General features: G+C 61.5%; 26 protein-coding genes and 1 other annotated feature. Of the genes, 25 read left to right on the plus strand and 1 reads right to left on the minus strand.

Annotated elements, in window-relative coordinates:
- The first annotated feature begins 15 nt into the window (after positions 1–15).
- The 3 genes from radA to pssA all read left to right on the plus strand — a co-directional run bounded on the left by radA (position 16) and on the right by pssA (position 3,346).
- Positions 16–1,392: a DNA repair protein RadA gene (gene radA / locus H582_RS0108350; RefSeq protein WP_028598173.1), complete on the plus strand. Its 1,377-nt coding sequence runs from the start codon at positions 16–18 to the stop codon at positions 1,390–1,392.
- 16 nt (positions 1,393–1,408) lie between these two features.
- The gene (disA, locus tag H582_RS0108355) at positions 1,409–2,485 is read left to right on the plus strand and encodes a DNA integrity scanning diadenylate cyclase DisA (RefSeq protein WP_028598174.1); all 1,077 of its coding nucleotides are present in this window, start codon (positions 1,409–1,411) and stop codon (positions 2,483–2,485) included.
- 108 nt (positions 2,486–2,593) lie between these two features.
- Positions 2,594–3,346, plus strand: a complete 753-nt coding sequence (gene pssA, locus H582_RS0108360) for a CDP-diacylglycerol--serine O-phosphatidyltransferase (protein WP_028598175.1) — start codon at positions 2,594–2,596, stop codon at positions 3,344–3,346.
- 81 nt (positions 3,347–3,427) lie between these two features.
- Here pssA and H582_RS0108365 read toward each other — a convergent pair whose 3' ends face one another.
- Positions 3,428–3,823 carry a nucleoside triphosphate pyrophosphohydrolase family protein gene (locus H582_RS0108365; protein WP_028598176.1) on the minus strand — a complete coding sequence of 132 codons (396 nt, stop codon included), beginning with the start codon at positions 3,821–3,823 and terminating at the stop codon, positions 3,428–3,430.
- Positions 3,824–4,048: 225 nt separating this feature from the next.
- On the opposite strand from H582_RS0108365, the gene H582_RS0108370 reads away from it, so the two are divergent.
- The 22 genes from H582_RS0108370 to rpsL all read left to right on the plus strand — a co-directional run bounded on the left by H582_RS0108370 (position 4,049) and on the right by rpsL (position 26,372).
- Positions 4,049–5,158, plus strand: coding sequence for a PIN/TRAM domain-containing protein (locus H582_RS0108370; RefSeq protein ID WP_028598177.1), 1,110 nt, complete (start codon positions 4,049–4,051; stop codon positions 5,156–5,158).
- A 199-nt stretch (positions 5,159–5,357) separates the two neighbouring features.
- Complete coding sequence (gene ispD / locus H582_RS26660; RefSeq protein WP_052333087.1) at positions 5,358–6,008, plus strand: 2-C-methyl-D-erythritol 4-phosphate cytidylyltransferase; 651 nt, start codon at positions 5,358–5,360, stop codon at positions 6,006–6,008.
- A complete protein-coding gene (gene ispF, locus H582_RS0108380; RefSeq protein WP_028598178.1) occupies positions 6,005–6,487 on the plus strand; it encodes a 2-C-methyl-D-erythritol 2,4-cyclodiphosphate synthase in 483 nt (160 codons plus the stop codon). The genes ispD and ispF overlap by 4 nt, the downstream gene beginning before the upstream one ends.
- Before the next feature lie 42 nt (positions 6,488–6,529).
- A complete protein-coding gene (gltX, locus tag H582_RS0108385) occupies positions 6,530–7,999 on the plus strand; it encodes a glutamate--tRNA ligase (RefSeq protein WP_028598179.1) in 1,470 nt (489 codons plus the stop codon).
- Positions 8,000–8,454: 455 nt separating this feature from the next.
- Positions 8,455–9,168, plus strand: coding sequence for a serine O-acetyltransferase (gene cysE / locus H582_RS26665; protein ID WP_052333082.1), 714 nt, complete (start codon positions 8,455–8,457; stop codon positions 9,166–9,168).
- Complete coding sequence (gene cysS, locus H582_RS0108395) at positions 9,165–10,637, plus strand: cysteine--tRNA ligase (RefSeq protein WP_028598180.1); 1,473 nt, start codon at positions 9,165–9,167, stop codon at positions 10,635–10,637. Before cysE ends, cysS begins: the two co-directional genes overlap by 4 nt.
- Positions 10,622–11,128: a Mini-ribonuclease 3 gene (locus H582_RS26670; protein ID WP_084136913.1), complete on the plus strand. Its 507-nt coding sequence runs from the start codon at positions 10,622–10,624 to the stop codon at positions 11,126–11,128. The genes cysS and H582_RS26670 overlap by 16 nt, the downstream gene beginning before the upstream one ends.
- Positions 11,118–11,891, plus strand: coding sequence for a 23S rRNA (guanosine(2251)-2'-O)-methyltransferase RlmB (gene rlmB / locus H582_RS0108405; RefSeq protein ID WP_052333083.1), 774 nt, complete (start codon positions 11,118–11,120; stop codon positions 11,889–11,891). Before H582_RS26670 ends, rlmB begins: the two co-directional genes overlap by 11 nt.
- A 6-nt stretch (positions 11,892–11,897) precedes the next feature.
- Positions 11,898–12,419 (plus strand): NYN domain-containing protein, encoded by a 522-nt coding sequence (locus tag H582_RS0108410; protein ID WP_028598182.1) that lies wholly within the window; start codon positions 11,898–11,900, stop codon positions 12,417–12,419.
- Positions 12,420–12,649: 230 nt separating this feature from the next.
- Positions 12,650–13,300, plus strand: a complete 651-nt coding sequence (gene sigH / locus H582_RS0108415; RefSeq protein ID WP_028598183.1) for an RNA polymerase sporulation sigma factor SigH — start codon at positions 12,650–12,652, stop codon at positions 13,298–13,300.
- Between the two features lie 331 nt (positions 13,301–13,631).
- Entirely contained in the window at positions 13,632–13,781 is a 150-nt protein-coding gene (rpmG, locus tag H582_RS30840) for a 50S ribosomal protein L33 (RefSeq protein ID WP_084136916.1), read from the plus strand.
- Positions 13,782–13,799: 18 nt separating this feature from the next.
- On the plus strand, positions 13,800–14,009 hold the full coding sequence (gene secE, locus H582_RS0108420; protein WP_028598184.1) for a preprotein translocase subunit SecE: 210 nt from the start codon (positions 13,800–13,802) through the stop codon (positions 14,007–14,009).
- A 23-nt stretch (positions 14,010–14,032) separates the two neighbouring features.
- Positions 14,033–14,566, plus strand: coding sequence for a transcription termination/antitermination protein NusG (gene nusG / locus H582_RS0108425; protein WP_028598185.1), 534 nt, complete (start codon positions 14,033–14,035; stop codon positions 14,564–14,566).
- A 94-nt stretch (positions 14,567–14,660) separates the two neighbouring features.
- Positions 14,661–15,086, plus strand: a complete 426-nt coding sequence (rplK, locus tag H582_RS0108430; protein WP_021878535.1) for a 50S ribosomal protein L11 — start codon at positions 14,661–14,663, stop codon at positions 15,084–15,086.
- Between the two features lie 113 nt (positions 15,087–15,199).
- Positions 15,200–15,892 carry a 50S ribosomal protein L1 gene (gene rplA / locus H582_RS0108435; protein WP_028598186.1) on the plus strand — a complete coding sequence of 231 codons (693 nt, stop codon included), beginning with the start codon at positions 15,200–15,202 and terminating at the stop codon, positions 15,890–15,892.
- A gap of 13 nt (positions 15,893–15,905) precedes the next feature.
- Positions 15,906–16,042 (plus strand) — a sequence feature (ribosomal protein L10 leader region).
- Between the two features lie 62 nt (positions 16,043–16,104).
- Positions 16,105–16,608: a 50S ribosomal protein L10 gene (gene rplJ / locus H582_RS0108440; protein ID WP_028598187.1), complete on the plus strand. Its 504-nt coding sequence runs from the start codon at positions 16,105–16,107 to the stop codon at positions 16,606–16,608.
- A 75-nt stretch (positions 16,609–16,683) separates the two neighbouring features.
- The gene (gene rplL, locus H582_RS0108445; RefSeq protein ID WP_028598188.1) at positions 16,684–17,046 is read left to right on the plus strand and encodes a 50S ribosomal protein L7/L12; all 363 of its coding nucleotides are present in this window, start codon (positions 16,684–16,686) and stop codon (positions 17,044–17,046) included.
- Positions 17,047–17,135: 89 nt separating this feature from the next.
- On the plus strand, positions 17,136–17,738 hold the full coding sequence (locus H582_RS0108450) for a class I SAM-dependent methyltransferase (protein WP_028598189.1): 603 nt from the start codon (positions 17,136–17,138) through the stop codon (positions 17,736–17,738).
- 433 nt (positions 17,739–18,171) lie between these two features.
- On the plus strand, positions 18,172–21,717 hold the full coding sequence (gene rpoB, locus H582_RS0108455; RefSeq protein WP_028598190.1) for a DNA-directed RNA polymerase subunit beta: 3,546 nt from the start codon (positions 18,172–18,174) through the stop codon (positions 21,715–21,717).
- A 31-nt stretch (positions 21,718–21,748) separates the two neighbouring features.
- Positions 21,749–25,372 (plus strand): DNA-directed RNA polymerase subunit beta', encoded by a 3,624-nt coding sequence (rpoC, locus tag H582_RS0108460; RefSeq protein WP_028598191.1) that lies wholly within the window; start codon positions 21,749–21,751, stop codon positions 25,370–25,372.
- A 180-nt stretch (positions 25,373–25,552) separates the two neighbouring features.
- On the plus strand, positions 25,553–25,792 hold the full coding sequence (locus tag H582_RS0108465; RefSeq protein WP_373864116.1) for a ribosomal L7Ae/L30e/S12e/Gadd45 family protein: 240 nt from the start codon (positions 25,553–25,555) through the stop codon (positions 25,790–25,792).
- A 160-nt stretch (positions 25,793–25,952) separates the two neighbouring features.
- Complete coding sequence (gene rpsL, locus H582_RS0108470; RefSeq protein WP_028598193.1) at positions 25,953–26,372, plus strand: 30S ribosomal protein S12; 420 nt, start codon at positions 25,953–25,955, stop codon at positions 26,370–26,372.
- Positions 26,373–26,405: the final 33 nt, after the last annotated feature.

Consider the following 26,405-nt stretch of genomic DNA (forward strand, 5'->3'; position numbering starts at 1 on the left):
TTCAAGGAGCCTGATGTGGCCAAGGTAAAAATCAAGTTCGCCTGCACGTCGTGCGGCACGGAATCGCCCAAGTGGCTGGGCAAGTGCCCTGGCTGCGGCGAATGGAACACGATGGTAGAGGAAAAGGAAACGGTTGTCAAGACGGCCGGGGTCGGCTTGTCCGCCCCGATGTCCCGCGGGACGAAAGAAAAGCCGCGTTCCATCATAGATATCAATACGGGTCAGGAGCCCCGCATCGAGAGCACCATCGGCGAGCTGAACCGCGTGCTCGGCGGCGGCGTCGTGCCGGGCTCGCTCATCCTCGTCGGAGGCGATCCCGGCATCGGCAAGTCGACGCTGCTGCTGCAGGCATCCCATGCCTTGGCCGCGGCCGGACTCAAGGTGCTGTACATCTCGGGCGAGGAGTCGATCCGTCAGACCAAGCTGCGCGCCGACCGGCTCGGCGCGCTCGCCGAGTCGCTGTATGTACTGTGCGAGACCAATATGGAGCATATTAACGAGGCGATCGAGTCGGTTGGACCGGATTTCCTCGTCATCGACTCCATCCAGACCGTCTACGATCCGAGCGTGCCTTCGGCTCCGGGCAGCGTCGCCCAGGTGCGCGAATGCACGGCGCATTTCATGCGCTCGTCCAAGATCGGCGGCATCGCGACGGTGCTGGTCGGCCATGTGACCAAGGAAGGCGCCATCGCCGGTCCGCGCCTGCTGGAGCATATGGTGGACTGCGTCCTTTATTTCGAGGGAGAGCGGCATCATTCCTACCGGCTGCTGCGGGCGGTCAAAAACCGCTTCGGCTCGACCAACGAGATCGGCATCTTCGAAATGGGCGAGGACGGCCTGCGAGAGGTCGCCAATCCGTCCGAGCTGTTCCTGTCGGAGCGCCCGCTCGGCGTCTCCGGCTCGACCGTCGTCGCCAGCATGGAGGGGACGCGCCCGGTGCTCGTGGAGCTGCAGGCGCTCGTCGCGCCGACGCATTTTCCGTCGCCGCGGCGGATGTCCGCCGGCTTCGACCATCACCGGATGGCGCTCATCATCGCCGTGCTGGAGAAGCGGATGGGCCTGTTCCTGCAGACGCAGGACGCCTATCTCAACGCCGCCGGCGGGGTGCGGCTCGACGAGCCGGCCGTAGACCTGGCGGCGGCGGTCGCCATCGCCTCCAGCTTCAAGGACGCGCCGACGAAGCCGGACGACGTCATTTTCGGCGAGGTCGGCTTGACCGGCGAGGTGCGCGCCGTGTCGCGGGCGGAGCAGCGGGTCAAGGAAGCGCAGAAGCTCGGCTTCAAGCGGGTGATCCTGCCGGAAAAGAGCCTCAAGGGCTGGAAGCCGCCTGACGATATCAAGATCGTAGGCGTCAATACGGTTGCGGAAGCGCTCCGCGCGGCGCTTGAATAGGGGGACTACCATACCGATGAAGGAAACCAAAGAGAACGAGATCACAAACCAGCTGCTGCAGCTGGTCGCGCCCGGAACGGCGTTCCGCGACGGACTCGACAACGTGCTGCGGGCCAAGACCGGCGCGCTGCTCGTCGTCGGCTACAGCCCGGAGGTGATGGAGGTCGTCGACGGGGGCTTTTCGATCAACTGCGAGTTCTCGCCGAACTATCTCTACGAGCTCGCCAAGATGGACGGCGCGATCATCCTCAGCGAGGACCTGAAGCGCATCCTTTATGCCAATACCCAGCTCATCCCCGACTCGTCGATTCCGTCGATCGAGACGGGCATCCGCCACCGCACCGCGGAGCGGGTCGCCAAGCAGACCGGACGGCTTGTCGTCTCGATCTCGCAGCGGCGCAACATCATCACGCTGTACATGGGCAGCCTGCGCTATTCGCTCAAGGACATGGGCGTCATCCTGACGAAGGCCAACCAGGCGATCCAGACGCTCGAGAAGTACAAGGCGGTGCTCAAGCAGTCGTTCACGAACCTGTCGGCGCTGGAGTTCGAGGAGCTCGTGACGCTGCAGGAGGTCGCGCATGTCATCCATCGCGTCGAGATGGTGCTGCGCATCAAGATGGAGATCAAGCGCTACGTCAACGAGCTCGGCACGGAGGGCCGCCTCATCAGTATGCAGATGGAGGAGCTGATCGGCGGCGTCGAGGAGGACGCTTGGTTCCTGCTCAAGGACTATGCGCGCGACAACAGCGACGAGCGGCTGCGCGAGGTGCGCGCGGGGCTCAAGAAGCTGAGCAACGACGAGCTGATGGACGCCCCGCATGTGATCCGGCTGCTCGGCTATCCGCAGGGCGCCGCGATCGCCGACGAGGCGGTGCAGCCGCGCGGCTATCGCCAGATGTACCGCATCCCGAGGCTGCCTCTGGTCATCATGAACAACCTGATCGAGCGCTTCGGCAACCTGCCGAACATCGTCATGGCGACGATCGCCGAGCTCGACGAGGTGGACGGCATCGGCGAGGTGCGCGCCCGCGCGATCAAGGAAGGGCTGCGCCGCATCCAGGATCAAATGTTCATTGACAGGCAAATCTGATTCCCCTAGAATGGGGGAATGCCATGCGGCCTGAATGGATGAACGTGGAAAAATTTCCATGCCTGACTTCAAGCTTCGCCGGGCATAGTAGAGATGAGGTGGAAGCAAGTGTTCGCAAAGTCGTTGCCGAGCCTTTTTACGATAGGAAACCTGTTCCTCGGGATTGTGTCGATCATTCTCGTGTTCAATGATAAACCGGAGATGGCGGCGATGATGGTCATCATCGCCATGCTGCTCGACGGCGTGGACGGACGCGTCGCCCGCGCGCTGGGCGTGACGAGCGAGTTCGGCAAGGAGCTCGATTCCTTGTCGGACGTCATCTCCTTCGGCGTCGCGCCGGCCTTCATCATGTACGTCGTCGCCTTCCAGGAGCTGAACTCCGACGCGGCCTCATGGATCGTCACCGCGATCTTCCCGATCTGCGGCGCGCTCCGGCTGGCTCGCTTCAACGTCGTCAGCAACGTCGCGCCGGGCTATTTCATCGGCTTGCCGATTCCGGCCGCGGGCGGAATCCTGGCGACGCTGGCGCTGTTCCACAACGACATCCAGCCATGGGTGCTCATGGCGAGCACGCTCGGCCTGGCGCTGCTCATGGTCAGCACGGTCAAGTACCCGAACTTCAAGAAGATCGGCCTGCCCAAGAGCGCGATCTGGAGCATCCCGGTCGTCGTCGGCATCGCCGTCGTGCTGGGCATCGCGTTCCCGGACCAGCTGAGCAAGATCATCTTCGTGCCGCTGCTCCTGTACGCGCTCTACGGCCTAAAAAAAAACGTTAATGTCCAAGGACGTCTTCGCCGCCGCCGCCGCGCGCAGGGCGACGAGGACCTCGAGGAGCGTCGCCGCAAGCGGCGCAGCGTCTAGGATCGCGAGATCCTCGAACGAAAAAAAATCCAGGCATCCGCTGCAAGCGGACGGCCTGGATTTTTTGCTTTTCAAGCGGATCTAGGTGAGATTGAAGACGCCGAGCGTAGAGCACTTGTCGGATTCGGCCTTGACGACCTCGTCCAGGTCGATGTCCAGCAGGTTGCAGAGGGCGGACATGTAGAACAGGTTGCGGCCGAGCTCCGCCTTGAGCACGTCTCGGCAGTTCTCGCATACGGCGCCGTCCATGTGGGACTCGAGCAGCCGCTTGGCCGTCTCCAGCTCCGGCTCCTCGGAATAATGCTGCCTGGACGCCTGGATCTCGATGCAGCCGCATTCCGTGACGGCCTTGGCCACGGCGCGGTTCACCGCCGCTCCGGTCTGGCCGAACTTGGACAGCACGTCCAGCACGCTGCGGTGGCGCAATATCAGTTCCGATACCTGCTCCTGAAAATCGTGAAGCGTTGGTGCGCTCATCGTACCCACCTCTTTCGCGAAGGTTTCGTTTGAAGTAAAGGCTATCCCCATTATACAGCGCCTCCTTCCGAAAACAAAAAGCATTTGCCCATTATGAGAAATCCTTCATGACGTCAGGCAGCGGCTGCCGCCCTTCCTTTCCATGCGGCCGCGCGCCGTGCCGCTCGGGCGGTTTAGCCTTCGCCAGATTGGAACATACTGGCTAATGGAGGTGGCGACTAAGCTATGGTAAAACGTATTCTGCAATTACTCGGACTTGTATTTGGCGGCATGCTGGGCTCCCAGGCGGGCATCGGCGCCGGTGGCAGCCTCCCGGCTGGCATGGGCTACAGCGCCTTGGCCGGGAGCTACGGCTCCATGGGCTATTATCTGGGACTCGGGGTCGGCGCGTTCTGCGGCCTGCTGCTCGCGACTGCGCTCGCCGGGCAGGCGCAGCGGCTGCTCGGGGAAGGCGCGCGGCGAGCCGCCGAGCTGCCTGCGGCCGACCTGCTCGCCGGCGCGGCCGGACTGACCTGCGGCCTCGTGCTGTCGGCGCTGCTCTACCCGTCGGTCTCGCGCCTGCCGGAGTCGGCGGCGATGATCGCGCCCGCGCTGCTGACGCTCGGCCTCGGCTATGTCGGGTTGACGGTCGGCCTTCGCAAGAAGGAGGAGCTGACCGCCGGACTGACGGCGCTGCTGCAGCCGAAGGCGGCGCCGGAGCCGGAGAAGGTCGAGCCGGTCAACTTCGAAGAGCATAAGATCATGGACACGAGCGTCATCATCGACGGCCGGATCGCGGACATCTGCAAGACCGGCTTCATCGAGGGCACGCTCGTCATCCCGGAGTTCGTCCTGGAGGAGCTGCAGCATATCGCCGACTCGTCGGATCTGCTCAAGCGCAACCGCGGCCGCCGCGGCCTCGACATCCTGAACAAGATCCAGAAGGAGCTCGACGTCAAGGTGCTCATCTACGAGGGCGACTTCGAGGATGTGAGCGAGGTGGACAGCAAGCTCGTGAAGCTGGCGAAGCTGCTGCGCGGCAAGGTGCTGACCAATGACTTCAACCTCAACAAGGTGTGCGAGCTGCAGGGCGTGTCGGTGCTGAACATCAACGACCTCGCCAACGCCGTCAAGCCGGTCGTGCTGCCGGGCGAGGAGATCGTCGTGCAGATCATCAAGGACGGCAAGGAGCATGGACAAGGCGTCGCCTATCTCGACGACGGCACGATGATCGTTGTCGAGGGCGGACGCGACTACATCGGCATGACGATGGAGGTGCTCGTGACGAGCGTGCTGCAGACGTCGGCGGGAAGGATGATCTTCGCCAAGCCCAAGCTGTTGGAAAAAGCGCTGTAACGAGGTATGATAAGGAAATGAACGTTACAGCGGGATGTGAGCAAACATGAAGGACGGCAAGGAGCCGGCGAAGCGGGCTTCGGGGCTTCGTCCGCAGAGCGGGGCGGCCGCCGGCGAGGCTGCGGCTGAGGCTGGAGCGCCGGGCGCTTCGGAGCCGCGCTGGGGCGCGGTCGTCGTCGCCGCCGGCCGCGGCACGCGGATGGGCACGGCCGAGAGCAAGCAGTTTCTCGAGCTCGGCGGCAAGCCGCTGCTGATCCATTCGCTGGAGCTGCTGCAGGGGATGGACGAGGTCGCCGAGATCGTGCTCGTGACCGGAGCTTCGGATGTGGAGCGGTGCCGCGACTGGTGCCGCTCCTATCGCTTGTCCAAGGTGGCGGCGGTGCTGGAGGGCGGCAGCGAGCGGCAGCACAGCGTGCGGCTCGGACTGCGCGGTCTCGGGACGGAGTGGGCGCTCGTCCACGACGGGGTGCGGCCGCTCGTCACCGCTGCCGCCGTGCGGGCCTGCCTGCGACGGGCCGAGCAGACGGGAGCGGCCGTGCTGGCCGTGCCGGTCAAGGACACGATCAAGCAGGCGGACGAGCACGGAGTCATCGTCGCCACGCCGGACCGAAGCAGCTTGTGGGCGATCCAGACGCCGCAGGCTTTTCGCCGTGTCCGGCTGCTGGAGGCCCATGAGCAGGCGCTTGCGAGCGGCTTTCTCGGCACGGACGACGCGATGGCGGTAGAGCGGCTCGGCGATCCGGTGTCGGTCGTCGAGGGCGAATATACGAACATCAAGATCACGACGCCGGAGGATCTCCCGTACGCGGAGTTCCTGCTGGCGCGGCGGGAGAGGGGAGCGGAATCATGATTCGGATCGGACAAGGCTTTGACGTGCATCAGCTGGTGGAGGGACGTCCGTGCATCATCGGCGGCGTGACGATTCCGTTCGAAAAGGGGCTGCTCGGCCACTCCGACGCGGACGTGCTGCTGCATACGGTGGCGGACGCGCTGCTCGGCGCGCTTGCGCTCGGCGACATCGGCAAGCATTTTCCCGACACGGACCCCGCGTTCAAGGACGCGGACAGCCTGAAGCTGCTAGAGCAGGTGTGGGGGCTGATCAAGGAGCGGGGCTGGCGCCTCGGCAACCTCGACTGCACGATCATCGCCCAGGCGCCCAAGATGGCGCCGCATATTCCGGCGATGGTCGAGATCATCGCGCGCGCGCTCGAGGCGCAGCCGGATCAAGTCAACGTCAAGGCGACGACGACCGAGAAGCTCGGCTTCCCCGGACGCGGCGAGGGCATCGCCGCGCAGGCGGTTGTCTGCCTCGTGCAGGGTGTGCTATGATGGCACTTATTTTAAGAGGCTGAACGAAAAGGGGAAACCGACATGGCACAAAACGAAGTCCGCGTCCGCTACGCGCCGTCGCCGACGGGACATCTGCATATCGGCAACGCGCGCACCGCGCTGTTCAACTACCTGTACGCCCGCCGCCACGGCGGCAAGTTCATCGTGCGCATCGAGGATACGGACGTCAAGCGCAACGTGGCCGGCGGCGAGGAGAGCCAGCTCAAGTTCATGGCCTGGCTCGGCATTACCTGGGATGAGAGCGTCGATGTCGGCGGCGGCTATGGCCCGTATCGGCAGACGGAGCGGCTCGACATCTACCGCGAATACTGGCAGGACCTGCTGGACCGCGGCCTGGCGTACCGCTGCTACTGCACCGAGCAGGAGCTCGAGCAGGAGCGCGAGGAGCAGGCCGCGCGCGGCGAGACGCCGCGCTACTCGGGCCGCCACCGCGACCTGACGCCGGAGCAGCAGGCCGCCTTCGAGGCGGAAGGCCGCGTGGCGAGCATCCGCTTCCGCGTGCCGGAGAACCGGACCTACGAGTGGAACGATATGGTCAAAGGCACGATCCGCATCGACACGAGCGAGACGGGCGACTTCGTCATCGTCAAGAAGGACGGCATTCCGACGTACAACTTCGCGGTGGCGGTCGACGACCATCGGATGAAGATCTCCCATGTGCTGCGGGGCGAGGACCATATCTCCAACACGCCGCGCCAGCTCATGATCTACGAGGCGCTCGGCTGGGAGCCGCCGCTGTTCGCGCACATGACGCTGATCGTCAACGAGCAGCGCAAGAAGCTGAGCAAGCGCGACGAGTCGATCATCCAGTTCATCGAGCAGTACGAGCAGCTCGGCTACTTGCCGGAGACGCTGTTCAACTTCATCGCGCTGCTCGGCTGGTCGCCGGAGGGCGAGCAGGAGCTGTTCACGCGCGAGCAGCTCGTCGAGGCGTTCGACGCCGACCGGCTGAGCAAGAGCCCGGCGGTATTCGACACGAACAAGCTCGCCTGGATGAACGGCGAATACATCAAGCAGCTCGAGCTGCCGCGTCTCGTCGACCTGTGCCTGCCGCATCTGCAGCAGGCGGGCCGCGTCAGCGCCGAGCCGGACGCGCGCGAGCGCGAGTGGGCGGCCGACCTGATCGCCCTGTACCGCGAGAAGCTGCGCTGGGGCGCGGAGATCGTGCCGCTGACCGAGCTGTTCTTCCTCGAATCGTACGAGGACGAGGCGGAGGCGCGCGAGGTGCTGGCGGAGGAGACGGTGCCGCAGGTGCTGTCGGCGTTCCTCGCGGGCATCCAGACGATCGAGCCGGAGGCTTGGAGCGAGGAGGGCGTCAAGGCGCTCATCAAGTCCGTGCAGAAGGAGACCGGCTGCAAGGGCAAGGCGCTGTTCATGCCGATCCGCGCCGCCGTCACCGGCCAGACGCACGGTCCGGACCTGAACCGCACGATCGTGCTGCTCGGACGCGGCAAAGTGGAAAGCCGCCTGCGCGCGCGCCTGCAGGGCTGAGCCCGGAGCGGGCACCTTGCGCTTTGCCGCTTATGGAGTATACTAAAGGTAATTCAAGCACCGATACCGACCGGCTTTGAACAGGATCGGATCGCCATGCCCGGGATTGCAGAGAGGACCTCCGCCATGCAGCCGGCCCGCCCGTTTTCGCGGCGCCGCCGAGTGCAGCGGCGGCTGCGAGAGGTCCATCCCGGCGGCGAATCCGCTGCACCTGCGAGCCTTGCTCCGAGCCCGCTCCCTGCGGTCCGCCACGCGGCCGACACAGGCGAGCCGGGGGTAGGCGGCAACGTCCGGCCTTCGTTACAGGCCCGAGAGTCAGGATTGTCCGCGCCGCGGACGGTTCTGAACCGCAGAGTGGAACCGCGCCATCGACGCCTCTGCAGCCCTTGGGCTGCAGAGGCTTTTTTTCATCCTGACGCACGTCCTGTCGTCAAGGCTGAAGGGGGGCTAGAGACATGATTCGCCACATCAAATCCGATATTCGGGCCGTATTCGACAACGATCCCGCCGCGCGCAGCATTTTCGAGGTCGTCTTCACGTACTCGGGCCTGCACGCGATCTGGGCGCATCGGATCGCGCACGCGCTGTTCAAGCGCCGGCTGTTCACGCTGGCGCGCATCGTCTCGCAGGTGAGCCGGTTCATGACCGGCATCGAGATCCATCCCGGCGCCCGCGTCGGCGACCGGCTGTTCATCGACCACGGCATGGGCGTGGTCATCGGGGAAACCTGCGAGATCGGCGACGATGTCGTCATTTACCAGGGGGTCACGCTCGGGGGCACGGGCAAGGAGAAGGGCAAGCGCCATCCGACGATCGGCAGCAACGTCGTCATCGGCTCCGGCGCGAAGGTGCTCGGCTCGTTCCGGGTCGGCGACAACTGCAACATCGGGTCCAACTCGGTCGTGCTGAGAGAGGTGCCGGACAACAGCACCGTCGTCGGCAACCCCGGGCGCATCGTCAAGCGCAACGGCCTCAAGGTCGGGGATCGGCTGGACCATGCGAAGCTGCCCGATCCGGTCATCGAGATGTTCCGAAGCATGCAGAACGAGATCAATCTCCTGAGGACGCAAGTGAGCGAGCTGCGCGAGAGCGCGGCGGAGCGGGACGTCCGGGAGCATCATGAGCGGCAGGTCAGGCTGCCGGTAGGCGGAGGGGAGCAGCAGCGATGAGTCTGCAGATCTACAATACGATGAGCCGGAGGCAGGAAGAGTTCATCTCCCAGCAGCCGGGTAAAGTAAAGATGTACGTGTGCGGCCCGACCGTATACGACTATATCCATATCGGCAACGCGCGTCCGGCGATTTTTTTCGACGTCGTTCGCCGCTACCTGGAGGCGGTCGGCTATGAGGTCGACTACCTCGTCAACTTCACCGATGTCGACGACAAGCTGATCCGCAAGGCGGAGCAGCTCGGCACGACGGTGCCGGAGGTGGCCGAGCGCTTCATCGAGGCGTTCTACGAGGACACGGAGCGGCTGGGCGTACGCCGGGCGACGCGCAATCCGCGCGTCATGGAGCATATTCCGCAGATCGTCGCCTTCATCGGCGAGCTGGTCGACAAGGGCGCGGCATACCCGAGCGGCGGCGACGTCTATTTCCGCACCAAGTCGTTCGCCGCATACGGCCAGCTGTCCCATCAAAACCTCGAGGAGCTGCAGCTCGGCATCCGCATCGGCATCGACGAGCGCAAGGAGGACCCGCAGGACTTCGTGCTCTGGAAAGGCGCCAAGCCCGGCGAGATCAGCTGGGAAAGCCCTTGGGGAGCGGGACGGCCGGGCTGGCATATCGAGTGCTCGGCGATGGCCCGCGAATATTTGGGCGATACGCTGGACATCCACGGCGGCGGCCATGACTTGCAGTTCCCGCATCACGAATGCGAGTGCGCGCAGTCGGAGTCGCTGACGGGAAAGCCGCTGTCGCATTATTGGATGCACAACGGATTCATCAACATCGACAATCAGAAAATGTCGAAGTCGCTCGGCAACGGCATCACCGTGAACGAGCTGCTGAAGCGCATCAAGCCGGAGGCGATCCGCTACTTCATGCTGTCGGGCCATTACCGCGCGCCGCTCAACTTCAGCGACGACACGGTGGAGCAGGCGCTCGGCAGCGTGGTGCGCATCGCCAACTGCCGCGTCAACCTGGAGCATCGGCTCGGCGCCGTCGATCCGGACGGCTCCGGCGCAGCAGGCTGGCATGCGCGGCTGGACGCGCCGGTCGGCGCGCTGCGCTATGAGCCGCAGACGGGAGACGAGCCGTTCGACGGCCGGCTGCGGGGACTGCGCGACCGCTTCGCCGCCAAGCTGGACGACGACTTCAACACGCCGGACGCGATCACGGTCTGGTTCGAGCTCGTCGCCGAGGCGAATGCGCTGCTCAAGCTGCCGGTCGCCCCGGCCCCGGCGCTGCGCGCGCTGCTCGGCCTGATGGACGTCATGGACGGCGTGCTCGGCCTGCTGCCGCGGGCGGACGAGGCGGCGGGACTGCTGGACGCCGAGGTCGACGCGCTCATCGCCGAGCGCACGCAGGCGCGCGCGGACAAGAACTGGAAGCGCGCGGACGAGATCCGCGATCTGCTGGCGGAGCAGGGCATCCTGCTGGAGGATACGCCGCAGGGCATCCGATGGCGGCGCAAATGAGCGGCGGCATCGATCCGAAGGCGGCCGGCGCCGCTCCGCTCGGTGAGCAGACGTTCCAGCCGCTGTCTTATGAGGCGCCTTCCAAGCGGCCCGAGCTGCTGAACCCCGTCGTGCTCGCCTATGCCGGCGATGCGGTGTTCGAGCTGCTCGTCCGCCAGCATCTCGTCGCCGGAGACCGGCTCAAGCCGCAGCAGCTGCATCGCGCCGCGACCGGCATCGTCTCGGCCAAGGCGCAGCGCCGCTGGCTCGAGCTGTGGGCGCCGATGCTCGACGAGGAGGAGCAGGACATCGTGCGCCGCGCGCGCAACGCCAAGTCCGGCCAGCCTCCGCGCAACGCCGATCCTCACGACTATCGCCTGGCCACCGCCCTCGAAGGGCTGGTCGGCTATCTATACTATCAAGGCCGGACCGAGAGGCTCCGGGAATTGATGGCGGCCGTGTTCGCAGCGCTCGAGGCGGACCGCCAAAAGGAGAACATGAATGAGCACTGACAAACCGAATCAAGAAACCGAGCCGGCGCAGGACTGGATCGCCGGCAAGCACCCTGTGCTCGAGGCGCTCCGCTCCGGGCGCGAGCTCAACAAGATCTGGATCGCCGATACGGTGCAGAAGCCGTCGGTCGGTCCGATTCTCGCCGAAGCGAAAAACGCCGGCATCGTCGTACAGTTCGTCGACAAGCGCCGGCTCGACCAGCTTGGCCTCGGCGTCGCGCATCAGGGCGTCGTCGCCCAGGCGGCGGCGTACCGCTACGCGGAGGTGGACGAGCTGCTCTCGCGGGCCAAGGGGAGCGGCCGACCGCCGCTGCTGCTCATCCTCGACGAGATCGAGGACCCTCACAACCTGGGCTCGATCCTCCGTACGGCCGAATGCACGGGCGTGCACGGCGTCATCATTCCGAAGCGCCGCTCCGCCGGCCTGACCGCGACCGTGTGGAAGACCTCGGCCGGAGCGGCCGAGCATGTGCCGGTGGCGCGCGTGACCAACCTGGCGCAGACGATCGAGACGCTCAAGGAGGAGGGCATCTGGATCGCGGGCGCGGACGTCAGCGCGAGCCAGGACGTGTACCGGACCGACTTCAACCTGCCGCTCGCGCTCGTCATCGGCAACGAGGCGAAGGGCATGGGACGCCTCATCCGGGAGAAATGCGACTTCCTCGTGAAGCTGCCGATGCTCGGCCAGCTCAATTCCCTCAACGCCTCCGTCGCCGCCGGCGTGCTGATGTACGAGGTCGTGCGGCAGCGCGGGAGCGTCTAGTCCGCCGTGGCACGGCAGCCGGACGTCCTGCTGGTGGACGGCTACAACATCATCGGCGCCTGGCCGGAGCTGGAGCGCCTCAAGGAAGCGAACCTCGAGGAAGCGAGGGAGCGGCTGCTCCATCTGCTCGCCGATTACCAGGGCTTCACCGGCATGGAAGTTTATGTCGTGTTCGACGCCCATCAGGTGGCAGGCAGCCGTTCCGCCTACAAGCAGCATAAGATCACGGTCGTCTTCACCAAGGAAAAGGAGACGGCTGACGAATGCATCGAGCGCTTGTCCGGGGAGCTGCGCAAGCGCAGCCGGAGCATCTACGTCGCGACGTCGGACTCCGTCGAGCAGCATGTCGCCTTCGGCAAGGGCGCTCTCCGGCTGTCCGCGCGGGAGCTGCAGCTGGAGCTCGACCAGAACCGGCGGCAGATCGCCCGCTCGCTGAAGGACGATACGCCCAAAAGCCGCAATACGATCGACGGAAACCTCAGCCTGGACGCCCGGATGAAGCTCGAACGGATGAGGCGCGGAGAGTGACAATCGTCATTGCGTTAAAAACATGTAAATAAAATTGCCGCGGAGATAGCGGTTTCAATCCATTCGAGCCCGATTCCAACCACTTTTATCCATTATAGAACGCTCGTTTGCGTTGACGATGTCAAGAGACGTCTTGTATACTTGGCTTATTCTTTTTTGGGAAATATGACCGCCATCAAATGCTACCAATAGACTAGCTGTGCACGCTTTGCAGGCCGGAGGGATTGTTTGTGAGCATCGACCTCAGAGAATGGAGTACGCATGATTATGACTGCCGAACGGATGAGGACGTCGTCGAGGCGGTGCGCATAGGCGACAGCGAAGCGCTGGAATACCTGATCAACAAGTACCGGAACTTTGTCCGGGCCAAAGCCCGCTCGTACTTCCTCATCGGCGCCGACCGGGAGGATATCGTGCAGGAGGGCATGATCGGACTCTACAAGTCGATCCGCGACTTCCGCGGGGACAAGCTCGCTTCCTTCAAGGCGTTCGCCGAGCTGTGCATCACCCGGCAGATCATTACGGCCATCAAGACCGCGACCCGCCAGAAGCATATCCCGCTCAACTCCTATGTTTCTCTGGACAAGCCCATCTACGACGAGGATTCCGACCGTACGCTGCTGGACGTCATCTGCGGCACGCGGGTCAGCGATCCGGAGGAGCTCCTCATCAATCAGGAGGAGTTCGTCGGGCTGGAGGACAAGATGTCCGAGATTCTCAGCGATCTCGAGCGCAAGGTGCTCATGCTGTATCTCGACGGACGCTCGTACCAGGAGATCGCCGTCGATCTGGACCGTCACGTCAAGTCCATCGACAACGCCCTTCAACGGGTGAAGCGCAAGCTGGAGAAGTACTTGGAGCTGCGCGACGTCAGCATCTGAACCGCCGGCCCTCGAGCCGGCACGACCCTGCGGGGTCTTTTTTTGTTATAGAATTCTATGAGACTGTCGATACTGGTACGGCGAGGAACAGCTGCGGGCGGATTCGGAAGACCCGATGCTTTCATTTTCCGGTCCCGGAGCGAGCGCGGGCGAGAGGCGACTTCGCGCGCGCGGCGCGGCTTCCCGGCGCTGCCGGCCCCTAGGAATTGCGTTGACATGCAAGAATCCCGTATGATAAGGTACTTAGAGTGACTCGGATCAGGCCTGAGGCCTCTTTGAGTCCGTTCGCACGTTGTGCGGCATTCATTTATGCGATCGGGAGGTGACTTTAATGCGGGTTATCATTACCCTGGCTTGCACGAGCTGCAAGCAGCGGAATTACACCAACACCAAGAACAAGCGTAATCACCCCGACCGTATGGAGATGAGGAAGTTCTGCAAGTTCTGCAATGAACACACTCCTCACCGCGAGACAAGATAGTCATGGAGGTGGGACCAGATGGCTTTTCTTGCAAGGATCAAGCAGAACTTCGGGTCAACATTCGGTTTCTTCGCAGACAGCTGGGCTGAGCTTAAGAAAGTACGCTGGCCAAACCGTAAAGAGTTGACAAGCTATACGCTCGTCGTGCTCGTGACGATCGTGTTTGTGACGATTTACTTTTGGCTTCTTGACATCGGGATCTCGTCATTGGTTGAACTGATCGTTTAAGAAGGGTCCAAAGGTGGATTGGAATGGAAAAACGATGGTATGTGGTTCATACTTACTCGGGCTATGAGAACAAGGTGAAGGCCAACCTCGAGCGCCGCGTCGAATCCATGGGCATGGAGGACAAGATCTTCCGCGTGCTTGTTCCGATGGAAGAAGAGATCGTGAACAAGGACGGCAAGAAGAAGACCGTCATGCGCAAAGTCTACCCGGGCTACGTCCTGGTAGAGATGATCCAGACCGACGATTCGTGGTATGTCGTCCGCAATACGCCCGGCGTAACGGGATTCGTAGGCTCGACCGGATCCGGCTCCAAGCCGACGGCGCTGCTTCCTGAGGAAGTGGACGCGATCCTCAACCATATGGGGATGTCGGAACCGAAGCCGAAGATGGAGTTCGAGCTCAAGGAAACCGTGCGCGTGACCGTGGGTCCGTTCGCCAATTTTGTCGGAGTCATCGAAGAGATTCAGCTCGACAAAAACAAGCTCAAGGTGCATGTGAACATGTTCGGACGGGAAACCCCGGTTGAACTTGACTACACGCAGGTCGAGAAGGTATAATGAACCGGTTGTTTCCGGCTTTCCAGGGGTTCTCTGGAGGTCGGGGCGCGAGCGATCGCGCAGCGTTATAGTTGGATCGCAGGAGGTGTAACTCATGGCAAAAAAGGTCATCAAGCTGGTCAAGCTGCAAGTTCCGGCAGGCAAAGCCAACCCGGCTCCGCCAATCGGTCCTGCACTCGGTCAAGCAGGCGTCAACATCATGGCGTTCTGTAAGGAATTCAACGCGCGTACGGCGGATCAAGCCGGCCTGATCATTCCGGTCGTCATCACCGTATTCGAAGACCGTTCCTTCACGTTCGAGACGAAGACTCCTCCAGCTGCCGTACTGCTCCGCGTAGCAGCAGGCATCGAGAAGGGCTCCGGCGAGCCGAACAAGAAGAAGGTCGCTACGGTCAACCGTTCCAAGGTTCGCGAGATCGCGGAACAAAAAATGCAGGATCTCAACGCTGCATCCGTAGAAGCTGCAATGCGCATGGTCGAAGGTACCGCCCGCAGCATGGGCGTCACGATCGTCGACTAATCGCGTCCGGCGATCTCGGATCGCCGCCCTGAGCGGAACGATCGGTTTCGCTGTGGGAGGAGCGCCTGCTAGCAGCGCGTTCCGCTACTTACCACACAAGGAGGAAGTTCAACATGGCCAAGCATGGCAAGAAGTACCTGGAAGCCGCCAAGCTGATCGACAGCGAAGCGACTTACGAGCCGGCCGAAGCGATCGAGCTCGTGAAAAAAGCTGCAACCGCCAAATTCGACGAGTCCGTCGAAGTGGCAGTCCGCCTGGGCGTAGACCCGCGGAAACAAGACCAGGCCGTACGCGGTGTCGTCGTACTTCCGCACGGTACCGGCAAAACGAAGCGCGTCCTCGTATTCGCCAAAGGCGACAAAGCGAAGGAAGCCGAAGCTGCAGGCGCTGACTATGTCGGCGATGCGGACATGATCAACAAAATCCAGCAAGGCTGGTTCGAATTCGATGTCTGCGTGGCTACGCCTGACATGATGGCCGAAGTCGGAAAGCTCGGACGGATCCTCGGCGGCAAGGGCCTCATGCCTAACCCGAAAGCCGGTACGGTAACGTTCGACGTGACGAAGGCTGTTCAGGAGATCAAAGCCGGTAAGATCGAATACCGCCTTGACCGTGCAGGTCAAATCCATGCTCCAATCGGCAAGGTATCGTTCGATGCGGGAAAGCTGAACGAGAACCTCAAAGCGCTGCTTGACGCGCTGAACCGTGCGAAGCCGGCTTCGGCCAAAGGGGTTTACCTGAAAAACATCGCGGTATCTTCGACGATGGGACCTGGCGCTCGCGTCAACGTGTCCAACTTCCGCTAAGAGCTGCGATTCCAACTTCAGAACACGCATGCCTAAGACAGTAGGCGCCCTCCGGGCTTAATCTCCTACCGAGGTGTTATGATAAACGTTTCTCGGAAACGGACCATCATGGCCTTCGCTGTCTTGGCGGAGGCCTTTATTCATGCCCGGCATGATGAAGGTCGACCGATCGAAGGATGCACGAGATATTACTACGGGAGGTGTACACCAAAATGGCAAATGCAAAAGTAATCGAGTCCAAGCAGCAGCAGGTGGAAGAGATCTCCTCCAAGCTGAAAGCTAGCACGACGACGGTTGTGGCTGACTACCGCGGACTGAACGTGGCTCAAGTAACGGAACTGCGCAAGCAGCTTCGCGAAGCGGGCATCGAGTTCCAGGTTCTCAAAAACTCCCTCGTCCGCCGTGCGACGGAATCGGCTGAAATGGCCGCGCTGAACGAAGTTCTGACGGGCCCGACGGCAATCGCCTTCGGCGGCGACGACGTTGTCGCTCCGGCCAAGATTCTCAACGACTTCGCCAAAAAGAACGACGCCCTGAAACTGAAAGGCGGCGTGCTCGAAGGCCAAGTCGTAGGCGCGGACCAAATCAAGGCGCTGGCTGAGCTTCCGTCCCGCGACGGTCTCCTGTCCATGCTCCTCAGCGTCCTCCAAGCTCCTATGCGCAACTTTGCCCTCGCGGTCAAAGCAGTCGCAGAAAAGCAAGAGGCGGAAGCGTAAGCGAACGCAAATGCAAGCCGGCTTAGCCGGAATCGGATAGACCCAAAAAAATAAAACCCCAATGGAGGTTCACCCATGAGCAAAGAGCAAATTCTTGAAGCCATCAAAGGCATGAACGTTCTGGAACTGAACGATCTCGTTAAAGCAATCGAAGAAGAATTCGGCGTAACGGCTGCTGCACCTACGGTTGTAGCTGCTGGCGGCGGCGCTGCAGAAGTTGCCGAGCAATCCGAATTCGACGTTATCCTGACGAGCGCAGGCGCTTCCAAAATCAACGTCATCAAAGTCGTTCGCGAACTGACGGGCCTGGGCCTGAAAGAAGCGAAAGAAGTCGTTGACAACGCTCCAAAAGCAATCAAAGAAAAAGTATCCAAAGAAGACGCTGAAGCCGTTAAAGCGAAGCTTGAAGAAGCTGGCGCTGCGGTAGAAGTGAAGTAATAGCTGCCCCCGCGCAGCACGGAACCCCTTGGAACCTTTCCGGCTCCAAGGGGTTCTCTTTCTAATTAACGCGAAGGGAGCCATCCGGCATGGCGGAGCACTACTATTCCAAAACGCCCGATGCCAAGGAAAATCGGCAGCAGCATCAGACGACGCTGCGCGGCTTTTCGTTCCGGTTCTGGACGGACAACGGCGTGTTTTCCAAAGGGGGCATCGATTACGGGAGCCGCTTTCTCATCGAACAGATGCAGATCGGAGAAGCGGACCGGGTGCTGGACGTCGGCTGCGGCTATGGGCCGATCGGACTGACTGCCGCCCGGCTTGCGCCGAAGGGACAAGCGGTGCTGCTCGACATCAACGAGCGGGCGGTCGAGCTGGCGCGGGAAAATGCACGCAGCAATGAAATTGCGAACGTCGACATCCGGCAAAGCGATTTATACGAAGCGGCAGCCGGCTTGGAAAAGTTCGATGTCATCTTGACGAACCCGCCGATTCGCGCGGGCAAGGCGGTCGTGCACCGTATTTTCGAAGAAGGGGCGGAGCTGCTGAAGCCCGGCGGAAGCATGTGGGTCGTCATTCAGAAAAAACAGGGAGCCCCGTCGGCGGAAGCCAAGCTGCAGCAGCTTTTCGGCAAAGTCGTCGAGATCGGCAAGGACAAAGGCTTCCGCATTTTCAAGGCGATCAAGGGCTGACAGGCGCAAGCAGAAAGCGCGTGACTTGAAAAGAGACCCTATTCTCATTTTTCTTGACTCGCCCAAACGGTTGTGTTAATATTATAAAATGTCAGCATTAAAATAGGCGGAATCTCTTTAGTCCGCTAAAATGTCAAGAATTTTTTATTTGATGCCGCGCGCATACAAATCTGGTTTTTGACGTATAATGTTTAGATTTTGGGCAAAATTACATGATAGGAGACCGTCTCTCCTGCGGTGGCTCATCCGTGGAGAGGCCGAGGTTCCAGGCCGGAAGCATGCTCTTTTTTCGAACCCTATTCGATAAGGGCTTTTCTTTATTTACCACGCCGATCCTTGATTTCAAGCAGGAAGTCGATGGTGAACGGGCTGTGCGGTCTAGTCATGAGTGCGCTTATCAAGCTGAGAAGCAGACATGAGGGGTGAGGTTAAGTTGGCAGGACAACTTGTTCAGTATGGTCGACGCACGCGTAGGAGCTATAACCGGATTCACGAAGTGCTCGAGGTTCCGAACTTGATTGAAATCCAACAAAAGTCTTACGAGAAGTTTTTGGACAGCGATCTGCTGGAGCTCTTCCAGGACATTTCGCCGATCCAGGACTTCACGGGAAATCTTTCGTTGGAATTCATCGATTACAGTCTCGGAGAGCCGAAGTATTCGGTCGATGAGTCGAAAGAACGCGACGTTACGTATGCCGCGCCGCTGCGCGTTAAGGTAAGGCTCCTTAACAAGGAAACAGGCGAGGTCAAGGAACAGGAAGTGTTCATGGGCGATTTTCCGCTGATGACCGAGACGGGCACCTTCATCATCAATGGTGCGGAGCGCGTCATCGTCAGCCAATTGGTACGCTCACCCAGCGTCTACTTCAGCACGAAGGTCGACAAGAACGGCAAGCGCACCTACACGGCTACCGTCATTCCGAACCGGGGCGCCTGGCTGGAGCTCGAGACCGACGCCAAGGACATCATCTATGTGCGCATCGACCGTACCCGGAAAATTCCGGTAACGGTGCTTCTTCGCGCCCTCGGCTTCGGCACCGATGCCGAGATTCTGGACTTGCTCGGACAGGACGAGTACATCAAGAATACGCTGGACAAGGACAACACGGACTCGACGGAGAAAGCTCTGATCGAGATCTACGAGCGCCTTCGTCCGGGCGAGCCGCCGACGCTGGACAACGCCAAGAGCTTGCTCGTCGCGCGCTTCTTCGACCCGAAACGCTATGATCTGGCCAACGTCGGCCGGTACAAGATCAATAAAAAGCTTCATATCAAGAACCGCCTCTTCAATCAGCGCCTGGCGGAAACGCTTGTGGACACCTCGACTGGCGAGATTCTGGCCGAAGCCGGCCAGATGATCGACCGCCGCCTGCTCGACGAGCTGCTCCCTCATCTGGAGAACAAGCTCAGCAGCAAGGTGCACCAGGTCGCGGGCGGCGTCATGGATGCGAATAGTATCCCACTCCAGACGATCAGCGTATTCGCGCCGAACGAAGATGGCAAAATCATCAAAGTCATCTCCAACGACGTCATCGACAAATCCGTCAAGCACATCACGCCGGCGGACATCATTTCGTCGATCAACTATTTCATCAACCTGCTGCACGGCGTAGGCAGCACGGACGACATCGACCATCTCGGCAACCGCCGCCTCCGTTCCGTAGGCGAGCTGCTGCAGAACCAGTTCCGCATCGGCCTCTCCCGCATGGAGCGCGTCGTGCGCGAGCGCATGTCGATCCAGGACGCCAACGCCATCACGCCGCAGGCGCTCATCAATATTCGTCCGGTCATCGCGTCGATCAAGGAGTTCTTCGGCTCCTCGCAGCTGTCGCAGTTCATGGACCAGACGAACCCGCTGGCCGAGCTGACGCATAAGCGCCGTCTGTCCGCTCTCGGACCGGGCGGTCTGACACGCGAGCGCGCCGGCATGGAAGTCCGCGACGTCCACCATTCCCACTATGGCCGGATGTGCCCGATCGAGACGCCGGAGGGACCGAACATCGGTCTGATCAACTCCTTGTCCAGCTTCGCCCGCATCAACGAGTACGGCTTCATCGAGGCTCCGTACCGCTGGGTCGATCCGAAAACGGGCGTCGTCACCGAGCAGATCGCCTATCTGACGGCAGATGAAGAGGACAACTACGTCATCGCCCAGGCGAACGCGCTGCTCGGAGAAGACAGCCGGTTCATCGACGATCAGGTCATCGTCCGCTACAACAAGCAGGCCGACAACATCCTGACGATGCCGACCGAGCGCGTCGACTACATGGACGTCTCGCCGAAGCAGGTCGTTTCGGTCGCGACGGCGCTCATTCCGTTCCTCGAGAACGATGACTCCAACCGCGCGCTCATGGGCTCCAACATGCAGCGGCAAGCGGTGCCGCTCCTCATTCCGAAGGCGCCGCTCGTCGGCACCGGCATGGAGCACAAGTCGGCCAAGGACTCGGGCGTCTGCATCGTGTCCAAGCACGACGGCGTCATCGAGCGCGCCTCGGCCAATGAAATCTGGGTGCGCCGCGTCGAGAACGTCGACGGCAAGCAGGTGACGGGAGATCTCATCAAGCACAAGCTGCACAAGTTCACCCGCTCCAACCAAGGCACCTGCATCAACCAGCGTCCGCTCGCCCGCAAAGGCGATATCGTCAAAAAAGGCGACATCCTCGCGGACGGCCCGTCCACGGAGCAGGGCGAGCTCGCGCTCGGCCGCAACGTCGTCGTCGCGTTCATGACCTGGGAAGGCTACAACTACGAGGATGCGATCCTGCTCAGCGAGAAGCTGGTCAAGGAAGACGTATACACGTCCATCCACATTGAGGAATACGAGTCCGAAGCCCGCGACACGAAGCTCGGACCCGAAGAGATCACCCGCGACATCCCGAACGTCGGCGAAGAGGCGCTTAAAAACCTCGACGAGCGCGGCATCATCCGCGTCGGCGCGGAGATCAGCGCCGGAGACATCCTCGTCGGCAAGGTAACGCCTAAAGGCGTGACGGAGCTGACCGCGGAAGAGCGCCTGCTGCACGCCATCTTCGGCGAGAAGGCGCGCGAGGTCCGCGACACGAGCCTGCGCGTGCCGCACGGCACCGACGGCATCGTCGTCGACGTCAAGGTGTTCACCCGCGAGAACGGCGACGAGCTGCCGCCGGGCGTCAACCAGCTGGTGCGCGTCTACATCGCGCAGAAGCGGAAGATTTCCGAAGGCGACAAAATGGCCGGACGCCACGGCAACAAGGGCGTCATCGCCCGCATCCTGCCGGAAGAAGACATGCCGTTCCTGCCGGACGGCACGCCGGTCGAGGTCGTTCTCAACCCGCTGGGCGTTCCTTCCCGGATGAATATCGGCCAGGTGCTGGAAGTCCACCTCGGCATGGCGTGCAAGCGCCTCGGCATCCACGCGGCTACGCCGGTATTCGACGGAGCGCGCGAGTATGACGTCTTCGACACGATGGAAGAAGCCGGCATGCAGCGCAACGGCAAGACCGTCCTGTACGACGGGCGGACCGGCGAGCGCTTCGAGCGCGAAGTTACGGTCGGCGTCATGTACATGATCAAGCTGGCGCACATGGTCGACGACAAGATCCACGCCCGCTCCACGGGTCCTTACTCCCTCGTTACGCAGCAGCCGCTCGGCGGCAAGGCCCAGTTCGGCGGCCAGCGCTTCGGCGAGATGGAGGTATGGGCGCTGGAGGCATACGGCGCGGCGTATACCCTGCAGGAGATTCTGACGGTCAAGTCCGACGACGTCGTCGGCCGCGTCAAGACCTACGAGTCGATCGTCAAGGGCGAGAACGTGCCGGAGCCTGGCGTTCCGGAGTCGTTCAAGGTCCTCATCAAGGAGCTGCAGTCCCTCGGCATGGACGTCAAGATCCTCAACGAGAACGAGGACGAGATCGAGATGAAGGAAATCGACGACGAGGAAGAGGGCACGGGCGACAAGCTCAACCTGAACCTGGAAGGCGCCGAAGCAGGCGTGGAATAAGAGCCATACTTGAATGAAGGAGGGTTGCTCCTTGTTGGACGTGAACAACTTCGAGTACATGAAGATCGGCCTTGCATCGCCGGAAAAGATTCGCTCTTGGTCCCGCGGAGAAGTCAAGAAGCCCGAGACCATTAACTATAGGACGCTCAAGCCGGAGAAAGAAGGTCTCTTCTGCGAGAAGATCTTCGGACCGACCAAGGACTGGGAGTGCCATTGCGGCAAGTACAAGCGCGTGCGCTACAAAGGCGTCGTCTGCGACCGCTGCGGCGTAGAAGTCACTCGCGCCAAAGTCCGCCGCGAGCGGATGGGCCATATCGAGCTCGCCGCTCCGGTCTCCCATATCTGGTACTTCAAAGGCATCCCGAGCCGGATGGGGCTGGCGCTGGACATGTCGCCCCGCTCGCTCGAGGAAATCATCTACTTCGCCAGCTACGTCGTCACCGATCCGGGCGAGACGCCGCTGGAGAAGAAGCAGCTGCTCTCCGAAAAGGAATACCGCAGCTACCGCGAGAAGTACGGCTACGGCTTCCATGCCGGCATGGGCGCCGAGGCGGTCAAGAAGCTGCTCCAGGACATCGACGTGGAGCGCGAGCTCGACCAGCTGAAGGAAGAGCTGCGCACGGCCCAAGGCCAGCGCCGCAACCGCGCCATCAAGCGTCTTGAGGTCATCGAGGCGTTCCGCCATTCCGGCAACAAGCCGGATTGGATGATCCTCGACGTGCTCCCGGTCATTCCGCCGGAGCTCCGTCCGATGGTCCAGCTCGACGGCGGCCGCTTCGCGACCTCCGACCTCAACGACCTGTATCGCCGGGTCATCAACCGCAACAACCGTCTGAAGCGCCTGCTCGACCTTGGCGCGCCGGACATTATCGTACAGAACGAGAAGCGGATGCTGCAGGAAGCCGTCGATGCCCTCATCGACAACGGCCGCCGCGGCCGTCCGGTCACCGGACCGGGCAACCGTCCGCTGAAGTCCCTCAGCCACATGCTGAAGGGCAAGCAAGGCCGCTTCCGGCAAAACCTGCTCGGCAAGCGCGTCGACTACTCCGGCCGTTCGGTTATCGTCGTCGGCCCGAACCTGAAGATGTACCAATGCGGTCTTCCGAAGGAGATGGCGCTGGAGCTGTTCAAGCCTTTCGTCATGAAAGAGCTCGTGAACAAAGGCCTCGCGCATAACATCAAAAGTGCGAAGCGCAAGGTCGAGCGCGTCAGCGCCGAGGTGTGGGATGTGCTCGAGGAAGTCATCAAGGAGCATCCGGTCCTGCTGAACCGCGCTCCTACGCTTCACCGTCTGGGCATCCAGGCGTTCGAGCCGATCCTCGTCGAAGGCAAGGCGATCAAGCTGCATCCGCTCGTATGTACGGCCTACAACGCCGACTTCGACGGCGACCAGATGGCCGTCCACGTGCCGCTGTCCGCCGAGGCCCAAGCCGAAGCGCGCCTGCTCATGCTGGCTGCCGGCAACATCCTCAACCCGAAGGACGGCAAGCCGGTCGTCACGCCTTCGCAGGATATGGTCCTGGGCTCCTTCTATCTGACGATGGACAACAAGGAAGCTCTCGGCTCCGGCTCCGTGTTCGGCACGGTCAACGAAGCGATCTCCGCCTACCAGCGCGGCATTGTCTCGCTGCATGCGCGGATCTTCATTCCGGCGAAGGTGCTTCGCAAGGACGCCTTTACGGAAGAGCAGAACCGCTCGCTCATCTCGACGACGGTCGGCAAGGTCATCTTCAACGAGATCTTCCCGAGCTCGTTCCCGTACATCAACGAGGCGACCAAGACCAACTTGATGGACGGAACGCCGGATAAATACTTCGTCTACGAAAAAGGCGCGGATCTGAACACGTTCCTCGACAACGTGCCGCAGATGGGCGCCGTCGGCAAGGAATATCTCGGCCTGCTGATCGCCGAGTGCTTCCGCCTGTACCATACGACGCGCACGTCCATGATCCTCGACAAGATCAAGGAGCTCGGCTTCACCTACTCCACCCGCGCGGGCATCACGGTCGCCGTCTCCGACGTCATCGTGCCTCCGGAGAAGGTCGAGATTCTCAAGGAATCCGACGAGAAGGTCAAGATCGTCACGAATCAGTACCGCCGCGGCCTGATTACGAACGAAGAGCGCTACGACCGCGTCATCGAGATCTGGAGCAAGACCAAGGACCAGATTACGGACATCCTCATGAAATCGATGGACCGCTACAATTCCATCATGCTCATGGTCGATTCCAAGGCACGGGGCAACAAGTCGCAGATCACCCAGCTGGGCGGCATGCGCGGCCTGATGGCGAACCCGTCCGGCCGAATCATCGAGCTTCCGATCAAGTCCAACTTCCGCGAAGGCCTGACCGTCCTCGAGTACTACATCTCGACGCACGGCGCGCGTAAAGGTCTTGCCGATACGGCGCTTCGTACCGCCGACTCCGGCTACCTGACCCGCCGGCTCGTCGACGTCGCGCAGGACGTCATCGTCCGCGAGGACGATTGCGGCTCGGACAAAGGCATCACCGTCTCCAAGATCCAGGACGGCAAGGAAGTCATCGAGGACCTGTTCGACCGCATCGAGGGACGCTACTCGTTCGAGACCGTCCGCCATCCGGAGACCGGCGAAGTCATCGTTGCCCGCAACGACCTGATCGATGCTACGAAAGCCGATGCGATCGTGAACGCCGGCATCGAGAAGCTGCAGATCCGCTCCGTGCTGAGCTGCCGCGCCCGCCACGGCGTCTGCAAGATCTGCTACGGCCGCAACCTGGCGACCGGCAAGCATGTCGAGATCGGCGAAGCCGTCGGCATCATCGCGGCGCAATCGATCGGCGAGCCGGGAACCCAGCTCACGATGCGTACATTCCATACCGGCGGCGTTGCGGGCGACGACATCACGCAAGGTTTGCCGCGTATCCAGGAGCTGTTCGAGGCGCGCAACCCGAAAGGCCAGGCCATCATCAGCGAGCTCGACGGCGTCGTCAAAAGCATCCGCGAGACGAAGGACCGCCGCGAGATCGAAGTCCAAGGCGAAGCCGAGTCGAAAGTGTATCCGGTCAGCTACGGCTCGCGGATCCGCGTGATCGAGGGCCAGCATCTGGAAGCCGGCGACGAGCTTACGGACGGCTCCATCGATCCGAAGGAAATGCTGCGCATCAAAGGCATCCGCGGAGTGCAGAATTACATTCTGCAGGAAGTCCAACGCGTCTATCGGAACCAGGGCGTAGAAATCAACGACAAGCACGTCGAGGTCATGATCAAGCAGATGCTGCGCAAGATCCGCATCGTCGATGCGGGCGACACGAAGCTGCTGCCGGGAGCATTCGTCGACGTGCATGAATACGAGGCAGCCAACCGCGAGGTGCTTCTGTCCGGCCGCGAGCCGGCGGTCGCCAAGCCGGTGCTGCTCGGCATCACCAAAGCCTCGCTGGAGACGGACTCCTTCCTCTCCGCAGCTTCCTTCCAGGAGACGACCCGCGTCCTTACCGACGCCGCTATCAAAGGCAAGGTCGACCAGCTGCTTGGACTCAAGGAGAACGTCATCATCGGCAAGCTGATTCCGGCGGGTACGGGCATGAACCGTTACCGCAGCATCCGCTTCGTCGGCCAGGAGGACGAAATCCAAACGACCGGCGAGGAGCTCGGCGAGTCGGTCGCGGTCGAGTCCTAAGCCCAAGGCGGCAAGCTTCTCCAGAGCGGCAGCTGACCATGCCATGCGGTCAGCTGCCGCTGCTGCGAGGCTTGACATGCGGCGCGAAAGAATGGACGAGTCTTCTTGACATGGACATTCGACTAGTGGTAGTATATCGAAGTGTGCCTGTGACTGAACTCTTGTACATGGTTAGGGATGGTGAATCCTTTGGCTTACAAGATTGGCACGAAACAGACGACCAAGACGTTGGAATCGCGTCAAGCGATCGGCGTTTATGTGGCTCGGGATGCGGATCCTAAGCTCACTCGCGGCATTGTCGCGCAGAGCGAGAAGGACGGCGTGCCGGTCAGGTGGTTCGACAGCATGGCGGAGCTCGGCAAGGAATGCGGGATCGACGTCGGCGCTGCGATGGCCGCAGTCGTACTGGATGAAAAGTAGGAACGATGTTTTTGCCGGCAGGAAGATCGAGATTTCGGACGACTGCGCAGGCAAAAACTTTTGTTTGTCCAAAGATGAACCGCCTGGACCTGTGGGCTTAAATAATGAGCAGAATGCAGTTCAGCGTTTCATGAATTATGGGAAGGGGGTGGCAACCGACATGCCAACTATCAACCAACTGGTCCGCAAAGGCCGTCAAGCTAAAGTGGTCAAGTCCAAATCGCCAGCACTGCAACGGGGTTTCAACGCCCTGAAACGTGAGGCTACGGAAATCAGCGCTCCTCAAAAACGTGGTGTCTGCACCCGTGTAGGTACGATGACTCCGAAAAAACCGAACTCCGCGCTTCGTAAGTATGCCCGTGTTCGTCTGACGAACAAAGTAGAGGTAACGGCTTACATTCCGGGTATCGGTCACAACCTCCAGGAGCACAGCGTCGTGCTGATCCGCGGCGGACGTGTAAAAGACCTTCCAGGCGTACGCTATCACATCGTTCGCGGCGCGCTCGACACGGCAGGCGTGAACAACCGTAAGCAAGCTCGCTCCAAGTACGGCGCGAAGCGTCCGAAAGTGAAGAAATAAGATTCGATTCATTTATACCAATAAGTATGAGGG

The sequence above is a fragment of the Paenibacillus pasadenensis DSM 19293 genome, assembly GCF_000422485.1.
GTDB lineage: Bacteria > Bacillota > Bacilli > Paenibacillales > Paenibacillaceae > Paenibacillus_O > Paenibacillus_O pasadenensis.